The following is a 15902-nucleotide window of genomic DNA, read 5'->3' as shown; positions in this document are numbered from 1 at the left end:
GTAGTTGCGTTTCACGGGCGGCGCTCAGGGCGCGCCGAGGTTCTCCAGGATGAGGGCGTTGGCCATGCCGCCCGCCTCGCACATGGTCTGGAGTCCGTAGCGGCCACCGGTGTCCTCCAGGTAGCCGAGCAGTGTGGTGGTCAGCCGGGCGCCGGAGGCGCCGAGCGGGTGGCCGAGGGCGATGGCGCCGCCCCGGGGGTTGAGCCGGTCGCCGGGGAACCCGAACTCGGCCTGCCAGGCGAGGGGCACGCTCGCGAAGGCCTCGTTGACCTCGGCGGCGGCGATGTCGTCCAGGGCCAGGCCGGAGCGGTGCAGCACGCGCCGGGTGGCGGGGAGCGGACCGGTGAGCATCAGCAGCGGGTCGTCGCCGCATACGGCGGAGGCCACGATCCGGCCCCGGGGGGTGAGGCCGAGGGCGGCCGCGCGCCCCTCGCTCATCACCAGGAGCGCCGCCGCACCGTCGGTGAGCTGGGAGGAGTTGCCCGCGGTGATCTTCCAGGCGAGGTCCGGGAAGCGGCGGTGGTAACCGGATCCGGCGAAGGCCGCGGGGAGTTCGGCCAGCCTCGCGGGGGTCGAACCCGGGCGGATGGTCTCGTCCTCGGAGACGACGCCGTGGGGGGTGGTGACGGGCGCGGTCTCGCGCGCGAAGGCGCCGTCGGCCGCTGCCGCGGCGGCGCGCTCGTGCGAGCGTGCGGCATAGGCGTCGAGTGCCTCCCGGCTCAGGTGCCAGGTGTCCGCGACGAGTTCCGCCGCGACGCCCTGCGGCAGCAGGCCGGGGGCGTACCGGCGGGCCACTCCCGCGCCGAAGGGGTCGGCGCCCATGCGGGCCGACCCCATCGGCACCCGGCTCATCGACTCCACTCCGGCCGCGACCACGGTCTCGTACGCCCCCGCGACCACCCCCTGCACGGCGAAGTCCAGCGCCTGCTGCCCGGAGCCGCATTTGCGCTCGATGGTCGCCGAGGGCACGTGTTCGGGGAGTCCGGCGGCCAGCCAGGCCAGCCGTCCGGGGGTGGCGGACTGCTCACCGGCCTGGCCCGCGCAGCCGACGAGGACGTCGTCGACGGTGCCGGGGTCGATGCCGGTGCGGTCCAGGAGCGCGGTGAGAACCGCCGCCAGCAGGTCGACCGGGTGGACGGCCGCGAGCGCGCCACCGGGTTTGCCCCGGCCCATGGGAGAGCGCACGGCGTCGACGATGACGGCTGCGGGCATGGCGTTCCCCCGGATCCTCGGCGGGCGGGCGGCTGATGTGAGGTGCCTTGACAGAGAAACTATGAATACCTTTACCATGGATTCGTGTCCGGAACCATGGTGAACGAACCCGCGGACGGCCTCTCCGAGCAGCAGCTCGAGGTGCGCCGCATGGCGCGGGACCTGGCCCGGGAGCACTACGCGCCGCTGGCCGCGCGATGGGACGCGGAGCGTGTACCGCTTCCGCATGAGGAGCGCCGCAGGCTCGGTGATCTGGGGCTGCTCGGCATCACGCTGCCCGAGGAGTTCGGCGGCTCCGGCGCCCCGGTACTCGACGCGCTCGTGGTGATCGAGGAGCTGGCCAAGGAATGCCGCCCCGCGGCGTTCCAGGTGTTCGAGTGCAACACCGGCCCGGCGGCCGTCGTCAATCTGCTCGGCGGCGACGAGCTGCGCGCCCGCTGCCTTCCCCCCATCATCCGCGGCGACGCGACGATGGCGGTGGCGATCTCCGAGCCCGACGCGGGCTCCGCGGCCACCGACATGACCACCCGCGCCGTCCGGGAGGGCGGCTTCTACCGCGTCAGCGGATCGAAGAGATGGATATCGGGCGGCGGTCACGCCGATCAGTACCTGCTCTACGCACGGCTCGCGGACGTGCCCGGCGCACGCGGAATCGGCGCGCTGGTGGTCGATGCCGACACGCCGGGCATCTCCTACGGCGCGCAGGAGAAGCTCATGGGCTTCCGCGGCATCCCGTCCTGCGACATCCATTTCGACGACGTACGGGTCCCGGCCGCCAACCTGCTGGTGGACGCCGGCCGTTTCCGCGAGCTGTTCACCGGCTTCTCCCTGGAGCGGCTCGGCAACGCGACCATGAGCCTGGCCCTCGCCCAGGCGGCCGTCGACCGCACCGTGGACTATGTGCAGGCACGTCACGCCTTCGGCAAGCCCCTGATCGAGTTCCAGGCCACCCAGCTGACCCTGGCCGACATGGTGCTCCAGGTCGAGGCGGCGCGGCTGCTGGTCCACCGCGCGGCGCGGGGTGCCGGGCGGGGCCTGCCCTCATCGCTGGAGGTCTCGCTGGCCAAGTGCACGGCGAACGAGACCGCGAAGCGCGTCACCGACCTGGCCATCCAGCTGCACGGCGGCAATGGCTACACCGAGGAATACGGGATCGAGCGGCTGCACCGCGACGCCCATGGCTGGGCGCTGGCGGGCGGCACGCCCACCATGCAGCGCACGCGCATCGTCTCCGAGCTGCTGGGCCGGAACTTCGACCAGCGCCGCTGACCAACGCCCCGGGGCCCGGCCCGGCGAAACGAACGCGAAGGAGACCGCCCATGCCGTTCGATCTGACCCGGCTACCCCGACGTCACCGCGCCCTGCGCGAGCGCGCCACGGAACTCGCCGAGCGGCTGCGCCCCGGCGCCGACCGGGCCGACGCCGCCACCGGCATCGACCCGGCGACGCGGGACGCGCTGCGCGCGAGCGGCCTGGTCCGGCTCACCGTCCCCGCCGCGCACGGCGGGGAGGACGGGCGCGTGGATCCCCTCGCCGTCACGGTGGTGCGCGAGGCGCTGATGGCCGTCTCGGGCCATCTGGACTCGCTCTTCGCCATGCAGGGCATCGGCAGCTTCGCGCTGTCCGCGGCCGCCCCGCGGATACGGGACGCCTGGCTGCCCCGGGTCGCCGCGCTGGAGGCGATCGCCGCGCTGGCGCTCACCGAGCCCGAGATCGGCTCCGACCTGCGGTCGGTCGGCACCCGCGTGACCGAAGGCGACGGCGGGCTCGTCGTCAGCGGCCGCAAGTCCTGGATCACCAACGCCGGCGCGGCCGACTTCTACACCGTGCTGTGCCGGGAGGGCGACGGCCACAGCCTGGTGCTCGTCCCCGCCGACGCCCCCGGCGTACGGGTGGAGAGCGGCCCGGACATCATCGCCCCGCACATCCTCGGCACGGTGCTCCTGGACGAGGTGAAGGTCCCCGCAGACCACCGGATCGGCGCACCGGGCGGCGCGTTCCCGCTGGTGCTGCGGACCTTGTCCACCTTCCGCGTCTCGGTGGCGGGTTCGGCCGTCGGCCTCGCCCAGGCCGCACTGGACGAGGCCGTACGGCACACGACCTCGCGCGAGCAGTTCGGCCAGCCGCTGGCCCGGCTCGGGCCCCTCCCCCACCTCCTGGGCACCTCGTGGATGGAGATCGAGTCCGCGCGCGCCCTGACCTACACCGCGGCGGCCAGGGCGGCCGAGGACCCGGCGGCGGCGCTCCCCTGGTCGTCGATGGCGAAGGTGGCGGCGACCGAGACCGCGGGCCGGGTGGTGGACCGCTGTGTGCAGATGATGGGCCGCTTCGGCCTCGCCACGGGTTCCACGATCGAGCGGCTCTACCGCAATGCCCGGCCGATGCGGATCTACGAGGGCGGCAACGAGGTGCTGACCGGCCAGCTCGCGAAGACGCTCACGCGAGGCCGTACCTGAACCCTGGCCCCAAAACCATGACTATGGTTATATCGGTTCTGTTCGAGTCATCGCCACCGCGCAGACAAGGGGTGAGATGAGGACCTACACGGACCTGGTGCCGGTCTTTCCGGACCAGCGCACCTGGACCCTGGCCACCGTGCTGCGCCACCAGGCACACGTCCGCCCCGAGGCGGTCTTCCTCGACGTACCGGAGGAGCACCGCACCTTCAGCTACGCGCAGAGCCTGGAGCAGGCGGAATCCGTCGCCGGCGCGCTGGCCCGGGCCGGTGCCGACCCCGGCGACCGGGTGCTCGTCATGGCGGCCAACTCCTCGCAGTTCGTGCGCACCTGGCTCGGGGTGGCGCTCGGCGGCTATGTCCAGGTGCCCGTCAACACCGCGTACGAGGGCGTGTTCCTCAGCCACCAGCTGGTGACCGCGGGCCCGCGCTGGGCGGTGGTGGACGACGTACTCGCCGAGCGGTTCCTCGCCATCGCCGACGACGCCCGCGTCATCGAATGCTTCTGGGTCGTCGACACCGGTTCCCGCGAGAGCGCCCTGCGCGCGCTGCGCGACGCCGGGTGGCGGGCGGAGCCCTGGGAGGAGCTGGCGCGCGGCGCCCGGCCCGGGGCGAACCCGGCCGCACCCTCTCCCGCACCCTCTTCGCTCGCCGCCATCTTCTTCACCTCGGGCACCACGGGCCCCTCCAAGGGCGTGGCGATGCCACACGCCCAGATGCATTTCTTCGGCGAGGAGGTGGTCAGCCTCCAGCGGCTGACCGCCGACGACGTGTACTTCACCTGCACCCCGCTCTTCCACGGCAACGCCCAGTTCATGGCCGCGTATCCGGCGCTCATCGCCGGGGCGCGCCTGGTGGTGCGGCCGCGCTTCAGCGCCAGCCGGTGGGTCGGCCAGCTCCGCGCCTCCGGCGTCACGGTCACCAATCTCATCGGCGTGATGATGGACTTCATCTGGAAACAGGAGCCCCGGCCCGACGATGCCGACAACCGGCTGCGCTCGGTCTTCGCCGCGCCCACCGCCGGTTCCATACTGGCGGGATTCCGCGAGCGCTACGGCATCGGCTCGTTCGTCGAGGTCTTCGGGCTCACCGAGACCAGCGCACCGATCCTCACCCCGTACGGCGAGGAGCGCCCGGCGGGCGCCGCCGGGCTGCAGGCCGCCGACTGGTTCGACATCCGGCTGGTCGACCCCGACACCGACAGGGAGGTGCCGACCGGCGAGACCGGCGAGCTGGTCGTCCGCCCGAAACACCCCTGGACGTGCAGCATGGGCTACTACGGCATGCCCGAGCGCACCACCGAAGCCTGGCGGAACCTCTGGTTCCACACCGGCGACGCACTGCGCAAGGACGCGGAGGGCTGGTTCTACTTCGTGGACCGCTACAAGGACGCGCTGCGCCGCCGGGGCGAGAACATCAGCTCGTACGAGATCGAACAGGCCCTGCTCGGCTGTGAAGCCGTCCTGGAGTGCGCCGTGATCGGCGTCGCCGCCGGTGTCGAGGCGGGCGAGGACGAGGTGATGGCCTGCGTCGTGGCCGCGCGTGACATCGACCCCGCCGAGCTGTGGGAGTGGTGCGAGGGCCGGGTCCCCGCGTTCGCCGTTCCCCGCTTCGTACACTTCGTCGACCGGCTCCCCAAGACCCCCTCGGAGCGGGTGCGCAAAGCCCTGCTGCGCGCCGAGGGCGTCACCCCCGGCACCCACGACCGCCTCGCCCCGCGCGGTACCGCGGCCCTGGAGCGCACCCCATGAGCCGCGAACGGGGCAGCTGCCCCGGGCCGCTCGCCGGGGTCACCGTGCTCGAACTGGGCACGATGTACGCGGCCCCCACCGCGGGACGGATGCTGCGCGACTTCGGCGCCCGTGTCATCAAGGTCGAGGACCCGGCGACCGGGGACTTCGCCCGCCAGTGGATGCCGCAGCACAACGGTCTCGCGCTCGGCTTCGCCCGGCTCAACGCGGGCAAGGAGTCCATCGGCATCGACCTGCGCCGGCCCGCGGGCCGCGACCTGGTGCGCAGGCTCGCCGCGCGCGTGGACGTGGTGCTGGAGTCGTTCCGGCCCGGCAGGCTGGAGGAGTGGGGGCTCGGCTACGACGTGCTGGCCGCCGACAACCCCGGCCTGGTGCTCACCCGCGTCTCCGGCTTCGGCCAGACCGGGCCGTACCGGGCCCGCCCGGGATTCGGCACGGTGGCCGAGACCGCGAGCGGCTACGCGTTCACCAACGGCTGGCCCGACTCTCCGCCCACCTCCCCGCCGTTCGGTTTCGCCGACTCCATCGCCGGACTCTCGGCCGCCTTCGGCACGGTCACGGCGCTGCTGTCCCGGTCCCGCACCGGCCGGGGCGATGCCGTGGACGTCGCCCTCTACGAACCGCTGATGTTCATCCTGGGCGACAGCATCCTCCGCTACACCAGCAGCGGCGAGATCCAGCAGCGGGTCGGGAACGGCTCCGGCTCCGCGTCACCCCGCGGCATCTACCAGGCGGCGGACGACAATTGGCTGTCCATCGCCGCGTCCTCGCAGACCATCGCGCTGCGCCTGTTCACCGCCATGGGCCGCCCCGAGTTCGGCGACGACCCCCGGTTCGCCACCAACCCGGCGCGGATGGAGCACAACGAGGAACTTCAGCGCCTGGTCGGCACATGGGTGCGGCAGCGGCCGCGCGCCGAGGTGCTCGCCGATCTGGAGGCGCACGAGGTGGTCGCCGCGCCCGTCAACGACGCCAGGGACATCGTCGAGGACCCGCACTTCAGGGCCCGCACCCTGGTCGAGCTGGCCGGTACCGCCCTCGGGCCGGTGCTGGTGCCGGGCCCGGTCCTCCACCTGGACAGCTACCCCGGCCCGCTGTACGAGGGGGTGCCCGGCATCGGTGAGCACACCGCGCCCGCGCTCACCGAACTGCTCGGCCTCACCCCCGGGGAACTGGCCGAACTGGCCGCGTCCTCGGCCGTGGCCCCGGACCGGACACGTGTGCCATGACGGCCGTCGAACTGTCGGGCCGGGTGGCGCTGGTGACCGGCGGCAGCCGTGGCCTCGGCCGGGAGATCGTGCTCGGCCTGGCCGGTGCCGGGGCCGACGTCGTGATCGCCAGCCGCACCCTGGAGCGCTGTGCCGAGGTCGCCGCGGAGGTGCGCCGCACCACCGGGCGGCGCGCCCTGCCGTACGCCTGCCACGTCGGGCGGTGGGACGGGCTCGACGCCCTGGTCGACGCCGCGTACGCCGAGTTCGGGCGGCTCGACGTCCTCGTCAACAACGCGGGGATGTCGCCGCGTTACGACACGGTCGCGGACGTCGGCGAGGTCCTCTTCGACAAGGTGATCGGGGTCAATCTGAAGGGACCCTTCCGGCTGGCGGCGCTCGCGGGTACCCGGATGGCCGCCGATCGCGGCGGAAGCATCATCAACATCAGCAGCACCGCCGCCGTACGCCCCCGGGCCGATGTCCTGCCCTACGCCGCCGCCAAGGCCGGGCTCAACGCCCTCACCGCGGGCCTCGCCCATGCCTTCGGCCCCACCGTACGGGTCAACGCCATCATGGCCGGGACCTTCCACACCGACGTGGCCGCCGCCTGGGACATGGATGCCTTCGCCGCCCGCGCGGCGGGCTTCGCGCTGCGCCGGGGCGGACGGCCCGCCGAGATCGTCGGCACGGCGCTGTATCTGGCCTGCGGCGAACTGTCCTCGTACACCACCGGCTCGGTCATCACCGTCGACGGCGGCCAGCCCTGAAGGGAGCGGGTCCGAAGTGATCATCGATGTGCACTGCCACGCCTGGCCCGACGCCCTCGCGGAACGCGCCCTCGGCGGCCGGGTGCCCCAGCTCGAACGGCACGGTGACGGAAAGATCTCCAGCCTGCACCGGGTGCTGGCCCGCTCCGGCGTCGACAAGGGCGTGCTGCTCGGCATCGCGGACACCGCCCGGCACGTCGACGCGGTCAACCGCTTCGTCGCCGCCCAGAGCGGCCCGGACCTGCTGCCCTTCGGCACCGTTCACCCGGACCTGCCGCTGGAGGACAACCTCGCGAGCCTGCACCGCCACGGCATCACGGGGGTCAAACTCCACTCCCTCTTCCAGGGATTCGCGTACGACGACCGACGGGTGTGGGACCTGCTGGAGGCGTTCGGCTCGCAGATCGCCGTCATCGCGCACGTCGGCGCGGGCGGCGACCGGCAGAGCAACGAGCTGGCCACCCCCGCGATGATCCGCGCCATCGCGCGGCGCTTCCCCGCCCTGCGGCTGATCGCCTGTCACTTCGGCGGCTACCACCGGCTGGAGGAGGCGGAGGAGCGACTGCTCGGCGAGAACGTCTTCCTGGAGACCTCATGGCCGCCGACCATGGCCCGGCTCGCGCCCGAGCGGGTACGCGCGATCGTCGGCAGACACGGCGCGGACCGGATGGTCTTCGGCTCCGACTGGCCGATGGCCGACCCGGCGGCGGAGATCGCGGCGATCCGAGCCCTCGGCCTGTCCGACGAGGCCACGGAGTCCATTCTCGGCGGCAACTTCGCCCGTCTCATGGGTCTGGACGCGGCATGACCGCCCCATCCCCCTCCCCCTCACCCGCCTCCGGCGATGACGTCCTGGTCGAGCGGCGCGGGGACGCCACGTGGATCACCCTCAACCGCCCCGACCGCCGCAACGCCTACGACCCGGCCATGGCCGAGGCGGTGGCGGCCGCCCTCGACGCGGCCAGCCGCTCCCGCGCGGTCGTCATCACCGGCGTGCCGGGCAGCTTCTGCGCCGGTGGCGCCCTCACCGGCCTCAGCAGGCCCGATGTGACCGCGATGCGCGGCCTCTACCGGGCCTCTCTGCGGCTCTTCGACGCCGTCCGGAACTGCCCGCGCCCCGTCATCGCCGCCGTGGGCGGCGCGGCGGCCGGGGGCGGCAACGAACTCGTCGTCGCCTGCGACCTCGCCATCGCCGCCGAGTCGGCGACCTTCGGGCAGACCGGCCCCCGGGTCGGCAGCTCCCCCGTCACCGGCGCCACCAATGTGATGGGCGTGCAGATCGGCGAGAAGCGCGCCAAGGAAATGGCCATGCTCTGCCGCCGCTACTCCGCCGCGCAGGCGCTGGAGCTGGGTCTCGTCAATGCCGTGGTCCCCGACACCGAGCTGGAACGGACCGTCGAGTCGTGGATCGTCGAACTCGCGCAGCTCAGCCCGCGCTACCTGGAAATCACCAAGATCAGCTCCAATGTGTGGTGGAACGCGGCCCGCGACTCCTTCAGCAGCGGCCTCGGCATGCTGGTGCAGTCGATCGGCAGCCCCGACATGGCCGAGGGTGCGCAGGCATTCCTCGACAAGCGCCGCCCCCGCTTCCCCGGACCCGACGCCTGAAGGAGGCACGCCCATGCACATCGTCGTGGTCGGCGCCTCCCTCGCGGGCGTCCGCACCGTCCAGTCGCTGCGCCGCAGGGGCAGCGACGCCCGGATCACCCTGGTCGGGGCCGAACCCACGGTCGCCTGCGACCGGCCGCCGCTGTCCAAGGGCTACCTCGCCGACCCCGAAGCCGAGGCTCCGCCGCTGCTGTCGGCACCGGCACTCGCCGCGCTCGGCGTCGCACCGCTCCTCGGTACGACGGCGACCGGCCTGGACCCGTCGGGCCGCACCCTCGCGCTGCGCGGCGCGCCGCCCCTGCCGTACGACGCCCTGGTGATCGCGACCGGCTCCGCTCCCCTTACCCTCCCCGGGCTGCGGCCGCGCCCCGGCGTGCATGTGCTGCGTACGGCGCGGGACGCGGCAGCCATCCGGGCGGGATGCCGTGCGGGGGCCCGGCTGGTGGTCGTCGGCGGAGGCTTCGTCGGCGCCGAAGTAGCGTCCACCGCCCGCTCCCTGGGCTGCGCGGTCACCGTCGTCGAACCGCAGCCCGCGCTGATGGTGCGCGGTCTCGGGCCGGTGCTCGGCAAGGCGCTCACCGAACGCCACGTGCGGCACGGCATCGAGGTGCGGCTCGGGGCCACCGTGGCGGGCATCGAGGACGACGGCCGGGGCGGGCTCCGGGGCGTGACGCTCGGGGACGGCGGGCTGGTCCCGGCCGATCTGGTGGTGCTGGGCGTCGGTTCCCGGCCCGCCACCCGGTGGCTCGAAGGATCCGGGCTGGTCCTGCGGGACGGCGTCGTGTGCGATCAGCACCTGGGCGCGACGGGGGCGGCGGACGTGTACGCGGCCGGGGACATCGCCCGCTGGCAGCATCCCCGCTACGGCGCGGACATCCGCGTCGAGCACTGGACGAACGCCGTCGACCAGGCGTCCGTCGTCGCCGCCAACCTCACCGGGACGCCCATGGTCTGCGACGTGGTGCCGTACGTGTGGTCCGACCAGCTCGGCGGCCGACTGCGGATCCACGGACGGGTCGGCGCACAGGACGAGGTCCGGATCGTCTCGGGGGACCCGGACGAGGGCGACTTCACGGCGGTCGCGGGAAGCGGGGACACCCTGCGGGCGGTCGTCGGGTTCGGCGGGGCGCGCGAACTCGCCCCGTACCGGAAGCTGCTGGACGGCGGCGGTACCTGGCGGGAGGCCCTGGACGTCGCGGCAGAGCGACGCGGCGCACCAGGTCGCCCGGAGACGGCGCCGCGATGACACTCGACCCGGCGACGGCGGACTTCGTCGCCCGCGCGGCCACGGCCAAGCCCCTGCACGAGCTGACGCCGCGCGAGGCCAGGGAACGGCACGCCGTCATGAGCACGCTGTTCGGCGCTGGGCCCGCCATGGCGAGGGTGGAGGAGGCCGTGGCCCCGGGCGACGGCCACGCGGGCGTGCCGGTCCGGCTGCTCGTCCCGTGCGACGCACCGCGCGGGGTGATCCTCTATCTGCACGGCGGCGGGTGGGTGGTCGGAACGCTGGACGCGTTCGACACCCTCGGCCGCAGGCTCGCCCGGCGGACCGGATGTGCCGTGGCGCTCGCCGACTACCGCCTCGCACCGGAGCACCGCTACCCGGCGGCCCCGGCCGACGCCTGGGCCGCGCTGCGCTGGGCGGAAGCGCACCGGGCCCGCGTCGCCGGACCGGACGCGCCGCTGATCGTCGCGGGGGACAGCGCGGGCGGCAACCTGGCGGCGGTGGTGGCCCAGCGGGCCCGGGACGGGGGCGGCCCGGCCGTCGCGGCGCAGGTGCTCCTCTGCCCGGTGACCGACTGCCATCCGGACACCGCCTCGTACCACGACCCCGCGAGCCAACTCCTCCTCACCCGCGCCACCATGGCCTGGTACTGGGACCACTACGCCCCCGACGCCGCCACCCGCCGGACCCCGGGCGCCTCGCCGCTGCGCGGCGCCGACCTCACCGGGCTGCCACCCGCCGTCGTGGTCACCGCCGAGCACGATGTGCTGCGCGACGAGGGCGAGGCGTACGCGGACCGGCTGCGCGCCGCGGGGGTGGCGGTGGAACTCCGGCGGTTCGAGGGCCAGATCCACGGCTTCGTCACCCTGCTCGACCTGCTGCCGGTCGCCAGTGCCGAGGCCCTCGGCTACGTGGCCGACCGGCTCGGCCACCTCCTGGACCTGCCTCGGAGCCACCCGTGAAACCGTACCGGTCGATCCTGTTCGTGCCCGCCCACAAACCGGCCTGGGCCGAGAAGGCCCTGGCCGCGGGCCCGGACGCCATCGTCCTCGACCTGGAGGACTCGGTGCCCGACGAGCTGAAGGCGGTGGCCCGGGACCGGGCCGCCGACGCCGTCACCCGGCTGCGCGCGCTCGATCCGTCGGTCGGCCTGCTGGTGCGGGTCAACGGCCTCGCCACTCGGCTCACCGGAGCCGACCTCGAAGCGGTCGTCGTCCCGGGCCTGTCCGGCATCTTCGCGCCGAAGATCGAGCAGGCCACGGACGTGCTGCGCTATGACGCCCTGCTCGACCACTTCGAACTGCGCGGCGGGGTGACGGGTCTTGAGTACATCGTCCCCGTCGAGACGGTCCGGGCCATCCACAACTGCCGTGACGTGGCAGCCGCGTCGCCGCGTGTCGCCGCGATGATCGGCCCGACCGCCGAGCACGCCGACATCGCACGCGAGGTCGGCTTCGAGTGGTCGCCGGGCGGAGAGGAGACGCTGTACCTGCGCAGCCGGGTGCTCCTCGCGTGCCGCGAGGCCGGGCTGCACGCCCTCACCGGCCTGTGGGAGCGCGTCGACGACCTCGACGGACTCCGTACCTTCGCCCGGCGCGGCCGGGCACTCGGCTTCCGCGGCATGGTCGCGATCCACCCGGCCCATGTCCCGGTCCTCAACGAGGTGTTCTCGGCCACCCCGGAGGAGACCACGTTCTACACCGGGCTCGTCCACGCCTACGAGCGGGCGGCCGCCGAGGGCAGCGGCGCGGTGCGCTACCGGGGTCTGCACATCGACAGGGCACACTACGACAAGGCCGTCCAGTGGCTCGCGACGCGACAGGGGCGCTTCACGGGGTGAGCGCGGTGTCGTCGTAGGTGAAAAGGGTTCTGGAATCGGTTCCAGGAGATGCGCCGGATGTTGCCCCTGTCAAGAGTCGTGACGTCGGTCGTGACGTCACGCGCCCCAGATCGCGCGGTACGCCGCCCGATAGCCCGGCGGGTTCCAGCTCGTCGCCCCCGCGCTGTTGGCGGCCGTGGCGATGTGGACCGGGGCGCTGTACCCGCTGGGTCCCCGGCCGGAGAACGCCCGGTTGAACTCGTCGACCATCTGCCAGCCCTGCTGGGTCAGTGGCTCGGGGACGGTGGCGGCCTGGTACTGCTGGTGGTTGACGCGCTGGAAGGCGGAGGGGTCGCCGTCCCCCGCGCCGATGTTGAAGGGAGGTCCTGAGCCCCGCTTGCCGCCCGCGCGGAGGGCCGGGGCCGCGTCCGCGAAGTACAGGTCGTTGATGGCGACGGAGTAGGTCCAGTCGTGCGGGAAGCGGGAGAGGAGGGAGGAGACCTCCTGGGGGGTGCGGCTGCCCGCGTCCGGGATGGGAATGTTCTCGTACGCCAGCAGTCTGACGTCCCGGCAGGTCGCCAGCTCCTTCCTGATCAGCTCGGACTTGTTCCTCGCGAAGGGGATCGAGGCGTCGGTGAAGACCACGACTCCGGCCCTGCCGCGGGACCGCGCGATCACCCAGTCCGCGCTGATCCTGGCCGTCTCCTCGACCTTGGTGGTGACGTTGGTGAACAGCCGGGGCCTGGTGCTGGGGCCGGGCGAGGCGACCGCGTGCCAGCCGACGAGCGGGATGTGCGCCGCCTCGGCCTGCGCGACCTGCCGCGCGGTCGAGTGGGGGTCGAAGCCGCCGATGACGATGCCCGAGGGCTTGAGGGTGACGGCCTCGCTCAGCGCCGCCTGGATGCCCGCGGGGGTGCCGCCGCCGTCGATCACCCGGACCTTCCAGCCGATGGCCCTCGCCGCGTCCCGCACCCCCTGCGCGGTGCCCGCGACGCCGGGGTTGGTCATGGTCTGCGCGACGTAGACGATGGTCTTGCCGGGCACCGCCCGGGGGCCGCGCCACGGGCCGGTCCAGGGGACATCGGTCCGCTCGGCCCGCGCGACGGCGGCCTCGGCCCGGGCGAGGACGGCGGGGCAGCCCCGCGGCCCCGCGGTGGCGTCCCCTCCCCCGGCCGACGAGCCGCGCTCGCAACCGGCGAGGACGGCCGCCGCCAGCAGCACGGCGGCGCCGAGGGCGGTCCTACGGCGGGGCCGCACGGGAACTCCTCGGTCGGTCCGCGGTGATGCCCGTACGCAGCCGACGACGCGCGGCGTAACCGGCCAGGCCGACGACGACCAGCAGGGTGCCGCCGTTGAACAGCGGCGTCACCCAGAACTGCGCACCGAGCTGGCCGATGCCGGAGAGCCCGATGGCGAGGACCGCCACGGCGACGAGCGTTCCCATGGCGTTGGCGCGGCCGGGCTTGATCGCGGTGGAGCCGAGCAGCGCACCGGCGAAGGCGGGCAGCAGATAGTCGAGGCCGACGCTCGGGTTGCCGAGCTGCTGCTGGGCCGCGAGGAGCACCCCGGCGAAGCCGACGACCAGGCCCGATACGGCGAACGCGCAGACGGTGTACCGGCGGGTGGGGATGCCGACGAGGTCGGCGGCGCGGCGGTTCGAGCCGATGACGTACAGATACCGGCCGAGCGGCAGCCGCTCCAGCAGCAGCCAGAGGGCGATGGCCAGGGCGAGTACGTAGAACGCGGGGACCGGCAGGCCGAGGAAGGTGGAGTCGTAGATGTCGGTGAAGGCGTCCGGCAGTCCCGCCGGGCCGGGAACGATCCTGCCGCCGCCGGTGATCCAGCCGGTGACGGCGTACAGCATGCTGCCGGTCCCGAGGGTGGCGATGAAGGAGTCGATCTGGCCGAACTCGGTGATGACTCCGTTGAGCACGCCGACCACCGTTCCCCCGGCGATCACCGCCAGGCAGGCCAGCGGCCAGGGCCACCCCGCGTGGACGATGAGCTGCATCACCATCACATGCGCCAGCCCCAGGCCGTATCCGAGGGAGAGGTCGAAGTTGCCGGTCACGATGGGGACCGTCGCGCCGAGCGCCAGGATGGCCGGGATCGACTGGTTGGCCAGGATCGCGGAGATGTTCTCCAGGGTCGGGAAGGTGCGCGGCAGGGTCACGGAGAAGATCAGGAACAGCAGGGCGGTGAGAGCCAGCAGGCCGTACGTACCGATCAGATGCCCGCCCGCCCGGCCCCGGCCGTGCCCCCGGCCCGGTCTGCCGGGCGGTCCCGGCCGGGACCGGGGCGAGGGCGGGGGCGGAGGCGTCATCCGGGGGGCCTCATTCTCCCGGCGCGGACAGCGCCGACGCCGCCCGGGTGAGTTCCGCGACGGTGAGCGACGTACCCGCCAGCTCGGTCGTCACGGCGCCCCGGACGAACACCAGGGCGCGGCGGCACACCCCCGCGACCTCCTCGAAGTCGGTGGAGATGAGCACCGCCGCGAGACCGGTCGCCAGCGCGTCGTCGAGCAGCCGGTGGATCGCGGCCTTGGCGCCGATGTCCACGCTCGCGGTCGGCTCCTCCAGGATCAGCACGCGCAAGCCCCCGCGGAGCCACCGGCCGAGCATGACCTTCTGCTGGTTGCCGCCGGACAGGGTGGCGATCGGGGCCTCGCTGTCGGGGGGCCGCACCGAGAACCGCTCGATCAGGGCGCGGGCCTCTGCCCGCTCCCGGCGGGGGCTGATCCAGCGCCGCGTCGGCGGACCGCCCACCCGCGGGTTGGCCAGCAGGTTTTCCCGTACGGTCAGCTCGGCCGCGCAGCCCTCCGCCACCCTGTCGCCGGTCACCAGGCCGACCCCGGAGGCGACGGCGGCGGCGACCGTACGCGGGCGGTACGGCCGCCCGTCGAGGAGCACCCGCCCGGCGGCCATCGGCCCGGCGCCCGCGAGGGCACGGCCCAGCTCCCGGTGCCCGGCGCCGGTGAGCCCCACCAGCCCGAGGATCTCCCCGGCCCGCAGTTCGAGGGAGACCGGCCCGGCCCCCGCGGTCCGGACGCCGTCGAGGGTCAGCACGGCCGGGCCACGGGCGGGGACCGTGCCGGACCGGTAGCCGGTCGGTTCGTCGCCCACGATGTCCCGCACCAGACGGTCGGCGCCGTGTTCCGCCAGCGGGCCCCGGCTGACGAGGCGGCCGTCGCGCAGCACCGCGAAGGCGTCCGCGACCTCGTGCACCTCGTCGAGGCGATGGGTGACGTAGAGGATGGCGTGCCCCAGGTCGCGCAGGGTGTGCAGGACGTCGAAGAGCCGGGCGCTGTCGGCGGCGGGGAGGCTGGCGGTCGGCTCGTCGAGGACGATGAGCCGCGCCCGTGCCGCGAGGGCGCGGGCGATGGCGACCAGGGAGCGTTCGGCGGGAGCGAGGTCGGCGATCCGGGCGTCGGGCGGCAGGTGTCCGGCGACGGTTCGCAGGACCTCGGCGCCGCGCTCCCGGGCGCGCCGCCAGGAGATCAGCCCGCCACGGCGTGGATACCCGGTGGTCAGGGCGATGTTCTCGGCGACCGTCATCCACTCCACGAGGCCGAGGTCCTGATGGGTGAAGGCCATGTTCCGCGAGGCGGCCTCGGTGCCGAGCGGGTGCCCGGCCACCGTCACCGTGCCGCCGTCGGCGGGGTGGTATCCCGCGAGCACTTTGATGAGGGTGGACTTCCCGGCGCCGTTGGGGCCGAGCAGTGCGAGCACACTGCCCCGGTGGATGTCGAGGTCGACGCGGTCCAGCGCGAGCGTGCCGCCGAATCGCTTGCTGAGGGCCCGGATGCGGACGAGCGGTTCCGCTCCCATGGCCGGGGACGTGGATTCCCACCTCAC

14 protein-coding genes are annotated in these 15902 nt (G+C 73.7%); 10 read left to right on the top strand and 4 right to left on the bottom strand.

The features are described 5' to 3' along the window. Positions 1-24 precede the first annotated feature (24 nt). Positions 25-1212, bottom strand: a complete 1188-nt coding sequence (locus ACZ59A_RS14755; protein WP_470958212.1) for a thiolase family protein — start codon at positions 1210-1212, stop codon at positions 25-27. Between the two features lie 84 nt (positions 1213-1296). On the opposite strand from ACZ59A_RS14755, the gene ACZ59A_RS14750 reads away from it, so the two are divergent. From ACZ59A_RS14750 to ACZ59A_RS14705, 10 genes are all read left to right on the top strand, one after another. Further along, complete coding sequence (locus ACZ59A_RS14750) at positions 1297-2481, top strand: acyl-CoA dehydrogenase family protein (protein WP_470958209.1); 1185 nt, start codon at positions 1297-1299, stop codon at positions 2479-2481. A 50-nt stretch (positions 2482-2531) separates the two neighbouring features. Further along, positions 2532-3668 carry an acyl-CoA dehydrogenase family protein gene (locus ACZ59A_RS14745; protein WP_470958206.1) on the top strand — a complete coding sequence of 379 codons (1137 nt, stop codon included), beginning with the start codon at positions 2532-2534 and terminating at the stop codon, positions 3666-3668. 76 nt (positions 3669-3744) lie between these two features. Further along, complete coding sequence (locus tag ACZ59A_RS14740) at positions 3745-5418, top strand: AMP-binding protein (protein ID WP_470958203.1); 1674 nt, start codon at positions 3745-3747, stop codon at positions 5416-5418. Then, entirely contained in the window at positions 5415-6647 is a 1233-nt protein-coding gene (locus tag ACZ59A_RS14735; RefSeq protein ID WP_470958200.1) for a CaiB/BaiF CoA transferase family protein, read from the top strand. The genes ACZ59A_RS14740 and ACZ59A_RS14735 overlap by 4 nt, the downstream gene beginning before the upstream one ends. Continuing rightward, a complete protein-coding gene (locus tag ACZ59A_RS14730) occupies positions 6644-7396 on the top strand; it encodes an SDR family NAD(P)-dependent oxidoreductase (RefSeq protein WP_470958198.1) in 753 nt (250 codons plus the stop codon). The genes ACZ59A_RS14735 and ACZ59A_RS14730 overlap by 4 nt, the downstream gene beginning before the upstream one ends. 16 nt (positions 7397-7412) lie before the next feature. Then, complete coding sequence (locus tag ACZ59A_RS14725; RefSeq protein ID WP_470958195.1) at positions 7413-8204, top strand: amidohydrolase family protein; 792 nt, start codon at positions 7413-7415, stop codon at positions 8202-8204. Next, positions 8201-9004: an enoyl-CoA hydratase/isomerase family protein gene (locus ACZ59A_RS14720; RefSeq protein WP_470958192.1), complete on the top strand. Its 804-nt coding sequence runs from the start codon at positions 8201-8203 to the stop codon at positions 9002-9004. Before ACZ59A_RS14725 ends, ACZ59A_RS14720 begins: the two co-directional genes overlap by 4 nt. 13 nt (positions 9005-9017) lie before the next feature. Continuing rightward, positions 9018-10250 carry an NAD(P)/FAD-dependent oxidoreductase gene (locus tag ACZ59A_RS14715; RefSeq protein ID WP_470958189.1) on the top strand — a complete coding sequence of 411 codons (1233 nt, stop codon included), beginning with the start codon at positions 9018-9020 and terminating at the stop codon, positions 10248-10250. Continuing rightward, positions 10247-11191 (top strand): alpha/beta hydrolase, encoded by a 945-nt coding sequence (locus tag ACZ59A_RS14710; RefSeq protein ID WP_470958186.1) that lies wholly within the window; start codon positions 10247-10249, stop codon positions 11189-11191. Before ACZ59A_RS14715 ends, ACZ59A_RS14710 begins: the two co-directional genes overlap by 4 nt. Next, positions 11188-12069 (top strand): HpcH/HpaI aldolase/citrate lyase family protein, encoded by an 882-nt coding sequence (locus tag ACZ59A_RS14705; RefSeq protein WP_470958183.1) that lies wholly within the window; start codon positions 11188-11190, stop codon positions 12067-12069. The genes ACZ59A_RS14710 and ACZ59A_RS14705 overlap by 4 nt, the downstream gene beginning before the upstream one ends. Positions 12070-12165: 96 nt before the next feature. On the opposite strand, the gene ACZ59A_RS14700 is transcribed toward ACZ59A_RS14705, so the two are convergent. Genes ACZ59A_RS14700 through ACZ59A_RS14690 form a run of 3 tightly spaced genes read right to left on the bottom strand, consistent with a single transcriptional unit; the run spans position 12166 to position 15875 of the window. Beyond that, positions 12166-13305, bottom strand: a complete 1140-nt coding sequence (locus ACZ59A_RS14700) for a substrate-binding domain-containing protein (protein WP_470958181.1) — start codon at positions 13303-13305, stop codon at positions 12166-12168. Beyond that, on the bottom strand, positions 13289-14371 hold the full coding sequence (locus tag ACZ59A_RS14695) for an ABC transporter permease (RefSeq protein ID WP_470958178.1): 1083 nt from the start codon (positions 14369-14371) through the stop codon (positions 13289-13291). The genes ACZ59A_RS14700 and ACZ59A_RS14695 overlap by 17 nt, the downstream gene beginning before the upstream one ends. 10 nt (positions 14372-14381) lie before the next feature. Next, positions 14382-15875, bottom strand: a complete 1494-nt coding sequence (locus ACZ59A_RS14690) for a sugar ABC transporter ATP-binding protein (protein WP_470959649.1) — start codon at positions 15873-15875, stop codon at positions 14382-14384. Between the last annotated feature and the right edge of the window lie 27 nt (positions 15876-15902).

This window comes from Streptomyces sp. NPDC040405 (assembly GCF_055595765.1).
The sequence above is the reverse complement of the archived record's forward strand: the minus strand, read 5'-3'. Positions and strand labels throughout refer to the sequence as shown.